The 14,475-nt window shown below is 67.5% G+C and carries 14 protein-coding genes; 7 read left to right on the forward strand and 7 right to left on the reverse strand.

Translation table 11 applies throughout. The annotated features are described in order from the left end of the window. Nucleotides 1-113: 113 nt before the first annotated feature. From VDQ18_RS18460 to VDQ18_RS18485, 6 genes are all read right to left on the reverse strand, one after another. Nucleotides 114-1,898, reverse strand: coding sequence for a HAMP domain-containing methyl-accepting chemotaxis protein (locus tag VDQ18_RS18460; RefSeq protein ID WP_323022371.1), 1,785 nt, complete (start codon nt 1,896-1,898; stop codon nt 114-116). 22 nt (nt 1,899-1,920) lie between these two features. Continuing rightward, nucleotides 1,921-2,490, reverse strand: coding sequence for a hypothetical protein (locus VDQ18_RS18465; protein WP_323022372.1), 570 nt, complete (start codon nt 2,488-2,490; stop codon nt 1,921-1,923). A 93-nt stretch (nt 2,491-2,583) separates the two neighbouring features. Next, nucleotides 2,584-3,642: an ABC transporter ATP-binding protein gene (locus VDQ18_RS18470; RefSeq protein ID WP_323022373.1), complete on the reverse strand. Its 1,059-nt coding sequence runs from the start codon at nt 3,640-3,642 to the stop codon at nt 2,584-2,586. Further along, complete coding sequence (locus VDQ18_RS18475) at nt 3,642-4,424, reverse strand: ABC transporter permease (RefSeq protein WP_323022374.1); 783 nt, start codon at nt 4,422-4,424, stop codon at nt 3,642-3,644. Before VDQ18_RS18475 ends, VDQ18_RS18470 begins: the two co-directional genes overlap by 1 nt. Next, complete coding sequence (locus VDQ18_RS18480; protein ID WP_323022375.1) at nt 4,421-5,287, reverse strand: ABC transporter permease subunit; 867 nt, start codon at nt 5,285-5,287, stop codon at nt 4,421-4,423. Before VDQ18_RS18480 ends, VDQ18_RS18475 begins: the two co-directional genes overlap by 4 nt. Before the next feature lie 56 nt (nt 5,288-5,343). Next, on the reverse strand, nt 5,344-6,447 hold the full coding sequence (locus tag VDQ18_RS18485) for an ABC transporter substrate-binding protein (RefSeq protein ID WP_323022376.1): 1,104 nt from the start codon (nt 6,445-6,447) through the stop codon (nt 5,344-5,346). 381 nt (nt 6,448-6,828) lie between these two features. Between VDQ18_RS18485 and VDQ18_RS18490 the strand changes: the two genes are divergently transcribed. From VDQ18_RS18490 to VDQ18_RS18520, 7 genes are all read left to right on the forward strand, one after another. Beyond that, nucleotides 6,829-8,244, forward strand: a complete 1,416-nt coding sequence (locus tag VDQ18_RS18490; protein ID WP_323022377.1) for a circularly permuted type 2 ATP-grasp protein — start codon at nt 6,829-6,831, stop codon at nt 8,242-8,244. A gap of 19 nt (nt 8,245-8,263) precedes the next feature. Then, nucleotides 8,264-9,217 carry an alpha-E domain-containing protein gene (locus VDQ18_RS18495; protein ID WP_323022378.1) on the forward strand — a complete coding sequence of 318 codons (954 nt, stop codon included), beginning with the start codon at nt 8,264-8,266 and terminating at the stop codon, nt 9,215-9,217. Then, nucleotides 9,214-10,020 carry a transglutaminase family protein gene (locus tag VDQ18_RS18500; protein ID WP_323022379.1) on the forward strand — a complete coding sequence of 269 codons (807 nt, stop codon included), beginning with the start codon at nt 9,214-9,216 and terminating at the stop codon, nt 10,018-10,020. Before VDQ18_RS18495 ends, VDQ18_RS18500 begins: the two co-directional genes overlap by 4 nt. Nucleotides 10,021-10,094: 74 nt before the next feature. Then, complete coding sequence (locus VDQ18_RS18505) at nt 10,095-10,817, forward strand: peptidase (protein WP_323022380.1); 723 nt, start codon at nt 10,095-10,097, stop codon at nt 10,815-10,817. Between the two features lie 165 nt (nt 10,818-10,982). Then, entirely contained in the window at nt 10,983-12,167 is a 1,185-nt protein-coding gene (locus VDQ18_RS18510; protein ID WP_323022381.1) for a phosphoglycerate kinase, read from the forward strand. Continuing rightward, the gene (locus VDQ18_RS18515) at nt 12,164-12,445 is read left to right on the forward strand and encodes a hypothetical protein (RefSeq protein WP_323022382.1); all 282 of its coding nucleotides are present in this window, start codon (nt 12,164-12,166) and stop codon (nt 12,443-12,445) included. The genes VDQ18_RS18510 and VDQ18_RS18515 overlap by 4 nt, the downstream gene beginning before the upstream one ends. 111 nt (nt 12,446-12,556) lie before the next feature. Continuing rightward, the gene (locus tag VDQ18_RS18520) at nt 12,557-13,534 is read left to right on the forward strand and encodes an alpha/beta hydrolase (RefSeq protein ID WP_323022383.1); all 978 of its coding nucleotides are present in this window, start codon (nt 12,557-12,559) and stop codon (nt 13,532-13,534) included. 4 nt (nt 13,535-13,538) lie between these two features. Here VDQ18_RS18520 and VDQ18_RS18525 read toward each other — a convergent pair whose 3' ends face one another. Further along, nucleotides 13,539-14,312, reverse strand: a complete 774-nt coding sequence (locus tag VDQ18_RS18525; RefSeq protein WP_323022384.1) for a sulfite exporter TauE/SafE family protein — start codon at nt 14,310-14,312, stop codon at nt 13,539-13,541. Nucleotides 14,313-14,475 lie beyond the last annotated feature (163 nt).

Here is a 14,475-nt window from a genome sequence, read left to right on the forward strand (position 1 = left end):
GTGAATCATGTTCCGCCATCGGCGTCGAGGCAGGAGTTTTTCAGCGGCCTGCTAAAGGAACCGCGGCAAACGAGCTACGGGCGCCACGGAACCATCGCCGCCTCGCCTTCTCTTCAGGCCGCGGCGCGGCGGCCCGATCGGGATGCGGGGGCGGACCTTGACGGGGCCTCGGCGGTGGCACTCGATCGCAGCGCGGTGCCGTCCAGCCGGAAGTCGCGCAGCAGATCTGCGAGCGCGGTCGAGCGCTGGCGCAATTCGTGGATGGCGACCGTCGTCTGCTGCACCATCGCCGCATTCTGCTGGGTCACAGTGTCGAGCTGGCTGACGCCCACATTGATCTCGGTCACGCTATGCGCCTGATCGTCGGCAGCCTGCGCGACCTCGGTCATCAGCACGGCGATATCGTCCACCTGCCCCGAGAATTGCGACAAGGCCTCGCCGGAACGGCGCACCAGCTCGACCCCGTGGTCGACCTGCTGCGTGCTGCCGCTGACCAGTTCCTTGATCTCGCGCGCGGCATCCGAGGAGCGTTGCGCCAGCGCCCGCACTTCGGTGGCGACCACCGCGAAGCCGCGACCCGATTCGCCGGCCCGGGCGGCCTCGACCCCGGCGTTCAGGGCCAGAAGATTGGTCTGGAAAGAGATGTCGTCGATCAGGGTGATGATCTGGGCGATCTGCGACGACCGGTTCTGGATCGCCGCCATCGCCTCGATCGCCTCGCGGACGATGGGTTCGCTGATCTGCGCCTGTTCCTGGGCGCCGCGGGCAATGCGCTCGGCCTTGCGGGCGTTGCTTGCCGTCTCGGTCACCCGGGCGCTGATCTGTTGCAGTGCCGCAGCGGTTTCTTCCAATGTGGCGGCCTGGGTTTCGGTCCGCTGTGACAGGTTGTCGGCCGAGCCCGCCATTTCGTCGCTGCCCTCACGGATCTGGCCGGCCGAGAGGATCACCGAGCTGAGCGTCTGCTGCAGCGCTGCCACGGTGTCATTGTAATCGGCGCGCAGCGGCTCGTAGCGGTCGTCGAAGGCGGTGTCGATGACGGTGGTCAAGTCACGCCGGGACAGCGCGTTCAGCCCGTCGCGCAGCGCCGCCACGACGCGGATCTGCATCTCGCGGTCGCGATCACGTGCCTCCTCATCGTCACGGGCAATCCGCAGCCGGTCGCGCAGGTCCGAGACATGGCGGGCGAAATCGCCGATCTCGTCATGGCGGTCGAGGGCGGCAATCGGCAGGTCGTAGCGGCCCTGCGCCAGATCCTCGAGCGAGTTGGCCAGCTGCTGCATCGGCCGCGAGATCATCCGGCGGACGATGACGATGGCGATGGCCATCATCACCGCCAGGATGACAATGGCGGTGATGATATTGGCCAGATCGCCGACATGGGCCCGCTTCAGGGCATGGGCGGTATCCCAGCGGGTCGCAACCCCGCCGACGCGGGTGTCGGGCGTGCCGGCCCCGACCGGACCGACGGAATCGAAGCCCGCGCCATGATCGCTCAGGCGGGGCTCGCCGGCGGAGGCGGCCGCCTGGCGCAGGGTCTCGATGACCCCGGGATCGCTGGTGCCGGTCGAGGCGAGCACGCTGCCATCCGCCCCGGTGACGACGACGGCGGTCACATCACCGTCGCTCATCGTCACCAGTTCTTCGATCAGCGGCACGATGCGTGGGGCATCGCCGAAACGGACCGCGTTCAAGGCCCGGGCGGCAAAGCCGCTGATCGAGGCGGCGGCTTCGTCCTGCAGCGCGACGGTCGCCAGGCGATCCGTCTCGCGCATGGCGAAGAACATATTGGCGCTGACCACCACTGCCGTGGCCATGAACACCAGCCCCGTGACCTTGACGAAGAGCGAGGCACGCAGGGCGGGCCAGCGGGGGCGGAGACGTCCGGGAAGCCAGACCATGGCGAAACCTCCTGGGCTGGAGTTACTGGATCAGTTCGGCGTCCACACCGACCGTCATGGCGCCGACCATCTCGCCATTGGCGGGATCGACCAGCGGGAACGAGATCTGGCCCTGATAGCGCCCGGTCGATTCGTCGAATTCGACCTCGCCGATATGCACCGAACCGGGGCCGTGGCCGTAGGTCTCGGTGAACTTGGCCTCATCGCCCTGCCACATGTCCGAGGTGATGCCGGTCACGGCCACGTTCAGACCGGCGCCGTCCATCAAGATGACCTCGGTGATGCGGCCGCCCGAGGAATCGACCTGACCGCGCAGGAAATCGGCGGCGGGATTGTGCAGGATCGGGGTGATGGTCGGCTGGTTGGCATTGCCGATCTCGGCCTGCCAGCTGCGGTCGAGCGCGGCGACCTGATCGGCGGAATAGACGCTGGTGGTGGCGTTCTGCGCCCGGATCGCGCCGATCAGCACCGGATCGGTCGACCAGCCGGTCAGGCTGGTCTCATAATAAGTCTGCAGGGCCTGATGGAAATCCTGGGCCGTGGCGGGCAAAGCCCAGGTGACCGCGGCAAGCGCGAGCGCGAAACGTCTCATACCGATACTCCTCAACGGGTCCGCCACCGGGCGGCCTGACCCACAAGGTAGAATCGAAGATTTGACGGCCCGTTAATGCGCGTCCGGCCCCGGTCAGGCGTCGTCCAGCACGATCACGTCGGAGGCGGCGATGCTGACCTCGGTCTGCGAGCCCAGCGGCGGCGGCGGGGTTTCGGGGCGGTTGAAGGTGTCGAGCGACAGGCTGGTGCCGCCGGTCTCGACCCGGATGCGGATGACGGAGCCGAGGAAATGCACCTCGGTCACGCGGGCGGGCAGCACGATATCGCCCCGGCCGCCGCCCAGATGCAGCGCCTCGGGCCGGAGCGCCAGGGTGATCGCCGCGCCGGCCGGACGCTCGATGGCGCGGCCCAGCGTGACCTCATCCTCGGCGAGCGACACGCGGCCGGTTGCCGGATCCTCAAGCACCCCCTCAAGCATGCCCAGCGTGCCGACGAAATTGGCGACAAACCGGGTGCGGGGGCGGTTGTAGATCTCCAAGGGACGGCCGGTCTGTTCGGCGATGCCGCCGTTCATCACCACGATCCGGTCTGAGATCGACAGCGCCTCTTCCTGGTCGTGGGTCACGAAAATGGTCGTGATTCCCAGCCGTTGCTGAATTTCGCGAATTTCCGTGCGAAGGCTGACGCGGATCTTGGCATCCAGCGCCGAGAGCGGCTCGTCCAGGAGCAGCACCTGCGGCCGGGGGGCCAGCGCCCGGGCCAGCGCCACGCGCTGCTGCTGGCCGCCCGACAGCTGGAACGGATAGCGCGCGCCCAGATCCGGCAGGCCGATCAGGGCCAGCATCTCGGCCACGCGCTCGGCGGCCTCGGCCTTGGCGACGCCCGCGACTTTCAGGCCGAAGCCCACATTCTCGGCCACGGTCAGGTTCGGAAACAGCGCATAGGCCTGAAACACCATGCCGATGCTGCGCTGGTTGGGTTTCAGCCCGGTGATGTCCTTGCCGTCAACGGTGATGGCGCCGCTGTCGGGCCGTTCGAACCCGGCGACCATGCGCAACACGGTCGTCTTGCCGCAGCCCGACGGCCCGAGGAACGAGACGAACTCGCCCTTGTCGATGCCGAGGTTGAAGTCCTTCACCACGCGCATCGCGCCGAAGGCTTTTTCCAGATGGGAAAGGTCGAGGAAGGCCATCAGCGCGCCACCCTGTTGTGTTTCGAGAATCGGGTGACGAGCTGGATCAGCCCCATGCAGGCCCAGGTGATGGCGAAGGCGATCACCGCCAGCGCCGCGGGCTCGTAGGCGCGGTTGGCGCCCAGAAGCTGCATGTAGGGACCGAAGGCGGGGCGGTCCAGCAGCGCCGCCATGGTGAATTCGCCGATGACGATGGCGAAGGTGAGAAAGGCGCCGGACAGCACCGCACCCAGCACATTGGGCAGGATGACGCGTGCCAGGATCGTGACCCAGCCGGCGCCGAGGGATTGCGCGGCCTCGGTCAGGGTGGCGACGTCGATGGTCCTGAGCCCGGTGTCGACGGCGCGGTACATGTAGGGCAGCGCCAGCACCGTGTAGCCGAACATCAGCAGGATGTTGGTGCCGGTGACCGACCCCGTGAGCGGCAGCCAGCTGGAGGTGTTGTAGAGCCGGATATAGCCGAAGACGACGACGATGGAGGGGATGACCAGCGGCAGCAGGGTGATGAACTCGACCCAGGGCCGGAGGCCGGGCAGTTTCAGCCGCACCCAGAAGGCGGTGGGTACCACCAGCAGCACGCCGCAGAGGATGGTCAGCACCGCCATCAGCACCGAATAGCCGAAGGTCGCCTGAAATCGCGGGTCGGCCAGCACCGTGGCATAGGCGTCGAAGGAATACTCGCCCCGCCGCATCTTCAGCGAGAACTCGGTCATGCCGTAGAGCGGCATGAGGAAGAAGGCGATGCCGATCAGCAGCGCGCCCCAGGACCAGAGGCGGGTCATTTCAGCCACCTCTCGGAACGGGCGCGGAGGACGATGTAGAGCGCATTGGCGAGCCCGGTGATGACGATCATGCCGAAGGCCAGCGCATAGCCGAGGTTGGGCGAGCCCAGCACGTCACCCCGGATCTGCGCATAGAGCAGGATCGGTGCGATGTTCAGCGAGGGCCCGGTGAGCGCGATGGCGGTGGCAACGGCGCCGAAGGCGTTGGCGAAGAGCAGCGCCATGGTGCCAAGGATCGAGGGGAAGAGGATCGGGAAGGCCACCATGCGCCAATACTGGAAGCTGGTCGCGCCCAGGATCGAGGCCGCTTCCTTCCACTCGCGTTTGAGGCCCTCCAGCGCCGGGGTGATGATCAGGATCATCAGCGGGATCTGGAAGAAGAGGTAGGTGATGACCAGGCCCAGCGTGCTCAGCAGATTGAAGCCCATGAGCCGCAGGTTGATGCCGAATTCGTGGCGCAGGTAGAGGGTGATGATCCCCGCCGGGCCGATGGTGGCGATGAAGGCGAAGGCGAGCGGCACGCCCGCGAAGTTCGACGCCACGCCCGAGAAGGTCAGGAGCGGGTTCTTAACCCAGCGCGGCCCTGCCCCCACGGTGACGGCGGCGGCCATGGCGAAGCCCACCGCGCAGCCGATCAGCGACGACCAGAAGGCGATCTTGATCGACACCCAATAGGCCGACAGGATCGTGGGCGTGTTCAGCGCCAGAATATTGCCGAAGGTGAAGCCGCCCTCGGGCGAGCGGAAGGCGCCGACGACGATGTAGAGCGTCGGCAGCAGCAGGAAGAGACCGACAAAGACGAAGAACGGGACCACCCCCAGCCATGTCAGCGGCAGGCGTATCCTTGCGCGCGGTTGCGCCATGGGCTTCTCCCCGGGGGATCGGGGGACCGGCAGCGGGCCGGACCCCCGGGTTTGGCTTATTCGACGTTGGCGCCGACGACCGAATCCCAGCCCGCGACAACGGCGTCACGGTTGGCGTTCACCTGATCCAGCGTCGGGAAGACGGCGGCGGCGTAGCTTTCAGCCGGGGGCAGCGCGTCCATCATCTCTTGCGGGATGACGCCACGGGCGGCCAGATCGTTGAAGCGGATCGGGTGGCAATAGCCCGCCAGCCAGCCCAGCTGACCCTCGTCCGAATAGAGGTATTCCATCCACAGCCGCGCGGCGTTCGGATGGGGCGCATGGGCGCTGATCGCCTGCACATAGACCCCGGCCAGCACCGCGTCCGAGGGCACGACCACCTCGACCGGCGGGTTGCCAGCCAGCGTGTCGCGGGCGCTGAGCGCGTTATAGTCCCACTGGATCAGGATCGGCGTGGTGCCCTGCGCCAGCGTGCCCGTGCGGCCGATGACCGGCACGAAATTGCCCGAGGCGTTGAGTTCGGCAAAGAACTCCAGCCCCGCCTGAGCCGCGGCCGCGCCCGGCTCGGCGCCGCGGGCCATGCCCGCCGCCATCACCGCGAGGATCGCCTGGTTCGAGGCGCGGGGATCGCCCGCCAGCGCCACCTGCCCCACGTATTCGGGCTTCAGCAGGTCCTCGAACGAGGTCGGGATGTTGTCCACGAGGTCGGTGTTCACGATGAACGACATGACGCCGTAATAATCGCCGTACCAATGGCCCTCGGCGTCACGCGCGCCTTCCGGGATCGTGTCCCAGGTCGAGACCATGTAGGGCGTGATCAGCCCCTCGGCCTGCGCGGCCGGACCGAAGGCGAGGCCCACGTCGATGACGTCCGGCGCCTGCGGCCCGGTGTTGTTCATGTTGGCGCGGATCGCTTCCAGCTCGTCGGCCGAGCCGGCATCGGGGTTCAGCTCGTTGATCTCGAGGAACGGATACATCTCGCGGAAGCCCGCGATGACGTCGCCGTAGCCGCACCAATCATGCGGCAGGGCGATGGTGGTCAGCATCCCTTCCGCGCGTGCGCCTTCGACCAGAGCGGCCATATCCTGCGCGAGTGCCGGCGCCGCCGACAGCATCGCCGCGATGCTGGCCGACGCCACCCGTACGGTCGTCGTTTTCATGAAAGCCTCCTGTTGGCAAAGCCGCCGCTTCTTCACCCCGAAAACTGGAGCGTCACGGCTGGCCCGGGCTACTGAACAACTGAAACAGATTCGTGACAATCAGGACAATGCGCGAAAAGGGGCGATTCTGTCTTTTTTCTTTCGCTTGCCCGTCAGAACGGCGCCCGCCGCCCCTGCCCCGCGCGCCCCGCGCAGCGCCGGAAGCGGGCCTGCGCGCGCCTTTTGGGGCCGGCGCGGCGGATGCCCGGGCAACAGGCAATCGGAAGCGCCCCTGCCCGAGAAATGAGCAAGAGGCGAAGTAAGCCGCGAAAAAACAGCAATCCTCTTACCATTGCCGACGACTGCAAATCGTCTAAAGTCGTGCAGAGTGGGGACAGTGACATGAGCACCTATTTCAACGAGATGATCGAAAGGGGCGCCGTCCGCCCCCCCTATGCGCGGTTGCAAGGCTGGGTCGACCAGATGCCCGCCGAATTGCGAAACCTCAAACAGGCCGAAGCCGAGGCGCTGTTCCGGCGCATCGGCATCACCTTCGCCGTCTATGGCGAAGGCGGCGATCCCGACCGGCTGATCCCCTTCGACATGTTCCCCCGCGTGTTCAGCGCCCAGGAATGGTACCGGCTCGAACGCGGCATCAAGCAGCGCGCCCGCGCGCTCAACGCCTTCCTCGCCGATGTCTATGACCGGGGCGAGATCATCCGCGCCGGCCGCATCCCCGGCCGGCTGGTCTATCTGAACGAGGCCTATGAAAAGGCCGTGGCCGGCATCCGCCCGCCCAAGAATGTCTATAGCCATATCGTCGGCATCGACCTGGTGCGCACCGGACCGGACGATTTCTTCGTGCTGGAGGACAATTGCCGCACGCCGTCCGGGGTCAGCTACATGCTGGAAAACCGCGAGATCATGATGCGGATGTTCCCCGAGCTGTTCAGCGCGAACCGCATCCAGCCGGTCGAGGCCTATCCCGAACTTCTGCGCCGGACGCTGGCCTCGGTCGCGCCCGAGAAATGCACGGCATCGGAGCCCAATGTGGTGATCCTGACGCCCGGGCATTTCAACTCCGCCTATTACGAACACAGCTTCCTCGCCGACATGATGGGCGTGGAGCTGGTCGAGGGGCAGGACCTGTTCGTCGAGGGCGAATTCGTCTGGATGCGCACCACCGAGGGCCCGCGCAAGGTCGATGTGATCTATCGCCGGATCGACGATTCCTTCCTCGATCCGCTGTGTTTCCGCCCTGACAGCATGCTGGGCGTGCCGGGGCTGATGGATGTCTACCGCTCGGGCGGGGTCTCGATCTGTTCGGCCCCGGGCGCGGGCGTCGCCGACGACAAGGCGGTCTATACCTTCGTGCCGGAGATGGTCCGCTTCTATCTCGGCGAAGAGCCGATCCTGCAGAACGTCCCCACCTGGCAATGCGCCAAGGCGGATGAATGCAAATACGTGCTGGAGAATCTGGGCGATCTGGTGGTCAAGGAGGTCCATGGCTCGGGCGGCTACGGCATGCTGGTGGGGCCGAAATCGACCAAGGAGCAGATCGAAACCTTCCGCCACAAGATCGAGGCCGATCCCGACAATTACATCGCCCAGCCGACGCTGGCCCTGTCGACCGTCCCCTCCTTCGTCGAGGAAGGCGTCGCGCCCCGCCACGTCGACCTGCGCCCCTATTGCCTGGTGGGCGAGCGGATCGAACTGGTGCCGGGCGGCCTGACCCGCGTGGCTTTGCGCGAGGGCTCGCTGGTGGTGAACTCGTCGCAGGGCGGCGGGGTCAAGGACACCTGGGTCTTGGCCGAGTGACGGGGGCGGAGGAACGGACATGCTGAGCAGAACCGCCGACAACCTCTTCTGGATGGCCCGCTACATGGAGCGCGCGGAAACCGCCGCGCGGCTGCTGGATGTGGGCGCCCGGATCGCCATGCTGCCCAATTCGGAACAGGGCTACCGCAACGAATGGGAGGCCCTGCTGCATGCCTGCGGCAGCTACGACGCCTTCATGAAGAAATACGGCGACCCGGTGCAGCGCAACATCGAGAGCCATCTGTTCTTCGACCACGAGAATCCCTCCTCGGTCGTCTCCTGCATCACCCAGGCGCGGGAAAACGGCCGCATCGTCCGCACCGCGCTGACCACGCAGATGTGGGACGCGCTGAACTCGGCCTTTCAGGAGATGCGGCAGATCGAGCGCGAGCCGCGCTCGGATCAATCGCTGAGCCGCCTGACCGACTGGACCCGGCGCCATTGCGCCATGGTTCGCGGCGCGATGGATGCCACCCACCTCAGGAACGACGGCTGGGATTTCCTGAACATCGGCTATTACCTCGAACGCGCCGACAGCACCGCGCGGCTTCTGGACGTGAAATACTACGTCCTGCTGCCGCATATCGACTTCGTGGGCTCGGGCCTCGACAATTACCAATGGCGGACGCTCTTGCGCGCCATGTCGCTGCACCGCGCCTTCCACTGGGCCTATGGCGGCGAGATCACGGCGAAGAAGATCGCCCATTTCCTGATCCTCAACCCCCAGACGCCGCGCGGCCTCAGCCCCTGTGTCGAGGCGCTGAACCTGCATCTGGACCGGCTGGCGCGCTATTACCGCCGCCCAAGCCGGGCGCAGGAATCGGCGCGCAACATGATGGCGCGGATGTACGAGACCTCGACGGAATCGATCTTCGACGAGGGGTTGCACGAATTCCTCACCCGCTTCATCGGCGAGGTGGCCGATCTGGGCGCCCGCGTGCATGAGGCCTATCTCAGCGGAGACGTGCGATGAAGCTCTTCGTCGAGCATGTGACCACCTATCTCTATGACCAGCCGGTGCGCGGCGTGGTGCAAAGCCACCGCCTGCTGCCGACGCAATGCCAGAACCAGACCACCCATCGCTGGCAGGTGGCGGTGTCGGACGGGGTGATGGGCGGCTCGTTCCGCGACGGGGCGGGCGACATGATCCAGGCCTGGAGCGTGCGCGGCCCGGTCGAACGGATCGAGGTGCGCGTCACCGGCGAGGTGACGACCACCGACCAGGCCGGCGTCCTGCGCGGCAACCGCGAGATCATCCCGCCGGTCGCCTGGCTGGACGAGACCCTGCCGACCCGCCCCGATGCCGCGCTGAAGGAACTGGCGGCCAAGGCCGAAAGCCCGACCGCGCTGGGGCTTGCGCATGATCTCTCGGCGCTGGTGGCCGAGGCCATCGCCTATCGCCCGGGCGCCACCGACGCGCACACGACGGCGGCCGAGGCGCTGGCCCTGGGCGAAGGCGTCTGCCAGGACCACGCCCATGCGCTCATCGCCTGTGCCCGGCTCCGGGACCTGCCCGCGCGCTATGTCTCGGGCTATCTCTTCACCGACAGCGACGGCAAGCCGCACGAGGCGGCGCATGCCTGGGCCGAGGTCTGGATCGAGGGGCTGGGCTGGGTCGGCTTCGACCCCGCCAATGCCTGCTGCCCGGACGAGCGCTATATCCGCCTCGGCTGCGGCATGGACGCCACGCATGCCGCGCCGATCCGCGGCACCGCCCGCGGCCCCGGCAGCGAAAGCATGGAGATCGCCGTTGCGGTTGCGGCAACGCAGCAGTAAACGCAGGCGAAACTGACCGCAGGACGGGGCCGGAGGCCGTCCCCGCCGCGGATCCAAGGGGACGGCTCGCCGCCATGACCTATTGCGTCGGATTGCTGCTCAAGGCGGGGATGGTCCTGCTGTCGGACACCCGCACCAATGCCGGGCTCGACAATATCGCCACCTATCGCAAGATGTTCGTGTTCGAGGATCCGGGCGAGCGCGTGGTCACGCTGCTGACCGCGGGCAGCCTGTCCGTCACCCAGACCACGCTGGCCCGCCTGCGCGAGGCCATCGACCACCCCGAAGAGGGCGTGCCCTCGATCATGACCGCGCAGACCATGCTCGAAGTGGCCGAGATCGTCGGCAACACGCTCGCCTCGGTCCGCCACGACATCGACGTGCGGATGGAGGCCAGCAAGGTCTCGACCTCGGCCTCGATGATCGTCGCGGGGCAGCGGAAGGGCGGCACGATGCGGCTGTTCCTGATCTATCCCGAGGGCAATTTCATCGAGGCGACCGAGGACACCCCCTATCTGCAGATCGGCGAGCACAAATACGGCAAGCCGATCCTCGACCGGGTGGTGACGCCAGACACCTCGCTGGACGACGCCCGCAAGGCGGTGCTTCTGTCGATGGATTCGACCCTGCGCTCGAACCTCTCGGTCGGCATGCCGCTCGACTTCGCGGTGATCGAGAAGGACGCCTGCCGCGTCTCGCGCCGCCAGCGGATCGAGGCCCAGGACGAGGATTTCCGCGCCATGTCGCAGGCCTGGTCCAACGCCCTGCGCGACGGCTTCCAGAAGATCCGCATCTGACCGACCGGATCGCGCCGCGCGGCAAGCCGCCGATCCCCGGAACCCTTTATCCTTTCGCGCGTTTTTGCCTGCGCCCGATGCGGCCCGGGCCTGCGACCCTCGGCGTGGTTGACGCCATCGCGGCGGCCGGGCATCACTCGGACGGATAGGGAAAAGGAGTATTCCATGGGCTGGAAAACCCTCGACGAGATGGATTTCGCCGGCAAGACGGCGCTGGTCCGCGTCGACATCAACGTGCCGTTCGAAAATGGCCAGGTCAGCGACTTCACCCGCATCGACGCGGTGCTGCCGACGATCCGCGACATCTCGGCCGCGGGCGGCAAGGTCGTGCTGATGGCCCATTTCGGCCGCCCCAAGGGCCAGCCCAACCCCGAGATGTCGCTGGCCCAGGTGCGCCCGGCGCTGGAAGCCCGTCTGGGCCAGCCCGTCGCCTTCGCCGAGGATTGCATCGGTGGCCCCGCCAAGAAGGCGGTGGGCGCGATGGAGCCCGGCGATGTGCTGCTGCTCGAGAACACGCGCTTTCACGCGGGCGAGGAAAAGAACGACCCGATGATGGCCGCCTCGCTGGCCGCGTTGGGCAATGTCTATGTCAACGACGCCTTTTCCGCCGCCCACCGCGCTCATGCCTCGACCGAGGGCATCGCCAAACTCCTGCCCTCCTGCGCCGGGCGCCTGATGGCGGCCGAGCTGCAGGCGCTCGACGCGGCGCTGGGCAACCCGCAGCGGCCGGTGGTGGCCGTGGTCGGCGGCGCCAAGGTCTCGACCAAGCTGGACCTCCTGAGCAACCTGATCACCAAGGTCGATGCGCTGGTCATCGGCGGCGGCATGGCCAACACCTTCCTCGCCGCGCAGGGCAAGGATGTTGGCAAGTCGCTGTGCGAACACGATCTGGCCGAGACCGCGCGGGCGATCATCGCCAAGGCCGAGGAAATCGGCTGCCGTCTGGTGCTGCCGGTCGATCTGGTCGTGGCCCGCGAGTTCAAGGCCCATGCCCCGCACGAGGTGGTCACCGACTGCCCGCCGGATGCGATGATTCTGGACGCCGGCCCGGCCAGCGTGGCACAGATTATCGACATCTTTAAAGGGTCGAGGACCCTGATCTGGAACGGCCCGCTCGGCGCTTTCGAGCTCGAACCCTTTGATACCGCTACCAATGCCGCCGCGAAAGCCGCGGCCGAACTGACCCGTGACGGCACGCTCGTCTCGGTCGCGGGCGGTGGCGATACGGTGGCGGCGCTCAACCGTGCTGGCGCGGCGGGCGATTTCACCTATATTTCGACGGCGGGCGGTGCTTTCCTCGAATGGATGGAGGGCAAGGTTTTGCCCGGTGTTGCTGCGTTGGAGGCATGATGGAAGCGCAAGATCCCGATGATCCGAAGGGTTTGATCCGCGAAGCCTATCGCATTGCCGGGATCGGCGAGGCCGAGTGCCGGTCGATCCTGATCGACTGGGCCCTCAGCCTGCCGCCCAGCGTCGATTACGCGACGATCGCCAGCCGCCTGGCCGGACGTGACCGGCCCGAGGATCACCCGATGACCGGGCTCCTCCTGGCCGCAGGCGCGCCGCGCATGGGCATCGGCGGGCGTCGCGGCGGCCGCAGCGGGCGGCTGGGCGAAAACGCGCATTGAAGGGAGGGCCGAGGGGGTCTCCCCCCTCGGCATGGCCTCTGGACAGGCTGGCGCCACGCGCTAGCTCAGGGGCAGTTTGCTGTGCCCTCCCCCCTCCTTGCCCGAGCCCCGATGCCCCTGCCCTCCCCGCTTGCCATCGCCATCACCCTTTTCACCCTCGTCGGCCTCGCCGGTTGCGCCACGCTGGTCGACAGCCGCGCCGACCGGCGCGAGACACTGTGGATGACCGAATTCCCCCCCGTCGGCCAGTTCGTCGAGGTCGAGGGTCACCGCGTCCACCTGCTGGTCACCGGCCGCTCCCGCGGCAGCGCGCCGGAGGTGGTGCTGATCCATGGCGCGAACGGCAATCTGCGGGACTTCACCTTCGATCTGGTGGAGCGGCTGGAGGGCGACTTCCGCGTCATCGCCGTGGACCGGCCGGGCCTCGGCTATTCCGACAGCTGGGGCGAGGCCGACAACGACCCGGCGCTGCAGGCCCGGGTGTTGCGCGAGGCGGTGGCGCAGCTGGGCGTCCGGCGGCCCATCGTGGTCGGCCATTCCTATGGCGGCGCCGTGGCGCTGGCCTGGGGCCTGCAGGCCCCCCGCGACACCGCGGCGCTGGTGCTGCTCGCCGGGGCCTCGGAACCCTGGGAGGGTGACCTGACCTTCTGGTACAACCTCAACGACACCGTGCTGGGCGGCCCCGCCCGCACCCTGGTCGCGGCCTTCGCCCCCGAAAGCGCGGTCGAGGCGGCGCTGGCCAATGTCTTTGCCCCCGAGGCGGTGCCGGAAGGCTACGGCGACCACATCGGCGCAGGCCTGTCCCTGCGCCGCGAGTCGCAGGAGACCAACAACCGCCAGGTCAACAGCCTGCTGCCCTATGTCACCGCCATGCAGCCGCGTTACCCCAGCCTGCGGATGCCGATCGAACTGCTGCACGGCGACGCCGACGAGACCGTCCCGGTCGAGGTCCACGCCCGCCGCTTCATCCGCGAAGTGCCCTCGGCCCGGCTGACCGAGATCCCCGGCGCGGGCCATATGCTGCACCACACCCACCCCGAGGCCGCGGTGGCCGTGATCCGGGAAGCGCGGCGCCGGGCGGGTCTCTGACCGGTCAGAAAAGCCCGGTGATCCCGTCCCAGATCAGCTTGACCCCGACGATGGCCACCATGGTGTAGGTGAAGGGATAGAAGACCTCGGGCCCCATGCGCTTGATGATCCCGGCGCCGATCCGGACCGAGACGATGGCCAGCGGCAGCATCAGCAGCGCCGACCACAGGACCGGCGCCTCGAAAAGGCCGAGCGCGGCGTAGGGCACGACCTTCACCAGATTGACCACGGCGAAGAAGATCACCGAGGTGCCGGTATAGAGCTTGGGATCCAGCCGCTTCGGCAGGACCTGGATCTGAAAGAGCGGCCCTCCTGCATGGGCCACGAACGAGGTGAAACCGGCGATCGAGCCCCAGAGCCAGCCCATCGCCGGAATGTAGCGCGGCGCGCTGCCGAGGTAACGCCCCAAGGCCCAGCGGGCGGCAAATCCCAGCGCCACCAGACCGACCAGCAGCCGCACCATGGCATCCGACGTCACCGCCGCCGCGGCCCAGCCCGCCGCGATGCCGATCATCGCCGCGGGCAGCATGGTCTTCAGCACCTCCCAATCGCGGTAGGAGCGCCAGATCCAGAGGCTCACGGCATCCATCATCAGGAGGATCGGCAACAGGACAGCCGCGGCCAGCACGGGCGGCATGACCAGAGACATGACCGGCACGCCCATCAGCGCGAAGGCCCCGCCGAGCCCGCCCTTGGAGAGGCCCACCAGACCCACAGCCAGGAGCGTCACCCAGATCATCGCGGGGCTTGCAAAGATCGTCCAATCCGCCAGGGCCATCGCCAGTCTCCCATCCACCGAGGCGGTGATGCCCGCCCGGGTCGCGGAAGACAAGGGGCAGCATGACAGGGAGCCTGACGTGAAGGGGGAGGTGTTTCGCCCTCGTTGCCCGCTGTCGCGGGCGCCTCGGGCGACCAGCGGCGCGGCGTGCCGCCGCGCCGAA

This window comes from Pararhodobacter sp. (assembly GCF_034676075.1).
GTDB lineage: Bacteria > Pseudomonadota > Alphaproteobacteria > Rhodobacterales > Rhodobacteraceae > Pararhodobacter.

Coding starts and splice junctions, on each gene's coding strand:
- VDQ18_RS18460 (WP_323022371.1), bottom strand. CDS start 1,898: ATGGTCTGGCTTCCCGGACGTCTCCGCCCCCGCTGGCCCGCCCTGCGT.
- VDQ18_RS18465 (WP_323022372.1), bottom strand. CDS start 2,490: ATGAGACGTTTCGCGCTCGCGCTTGCCGCGGTCACCTGGGCTTTGCCC.
- VDQ18_RS18470 (WP_323022373.1), bottom strand. CDS start 3,642: ATGGCCTTCCTCGACCTTTCCCATCTGGAAAAAGCCTTCGGCGCGATG.
- VDQ18_RS18475 (WP_323022374.1), bottom strand. CDS start 4,424: ATGACCCGCCTCTGGTCCTGGGGCGCGCTGCTGATCGGCATCGCCTTC.
- VDQ18_RS18480 (WP_323022375.1), bottom strand. CDS start 5,287: ATGGCGCAACCGCGCGCAAGGATACGCCTGCCGCTGACATGGCTGGGG.
- VDQ18_RS18485 (WP_323022376.1), bottom strand. CDS start 6,447: ATGAAAACGACGACCGTACGGGTGGCGTCGGCCAGCATCGCGGCGATG.
- VDQ18_RS18490 (WP_323022377.1), top strand. CDS start 6,829: ATGAGCACCTATTTCAACGAGATGATCGAAAGGGGCGCCGTCCGCCCC.
- VDQ18_RS18495 (WP_323022378.1), top strand. CDS start 8,264: ATGCTGAGCAGAACCGCCGACAACCTCTTCTGGATGGCCCGCTACATG.
- VDQ18_RS18500 (WP_323022379.1), top strand. CDS start 9,214: ATGAAGCTCTTCGTCGAGCATGTGACCACCTATCTCTATGACCAGCCG.
- VDQ18_RS18505 (WP_323022380.1), top strand. CDS start 10,095: ATGACCTATTGCGTCGGATTGCTGCTCAAGGCGGGGATGGTCCTGCTG.
- VDQ18_RS18510 (WP_323022381.1), top strand. CDS start 10,983: ATGGGCTGGAAAACCCTCGACGAGATGGATTTCGCCGGCAAGACGGCG.
- VDQ18_RS18515 (WP_323022382.1), top strand. CDS start 12,164: ATGATGGAAGCGCAAGATCCCGATGATCCGAAGGGTTTGATCCGCGAA.
- VDQ18_RS18520 (WP_323022383.1), top strand. CDS start 12,557: ATGCCCCTGCCCTCCCCGCTTGCCATCGCCATCACCCTTTTCACCCTC.
- VDQ18_RS18525 (WP_323022384.1), bottom strand. CDS start 14,312: ATGGCCCTGGCGGATTGGACGATCTTTGCAAGCCCCGCGATGATCTGG.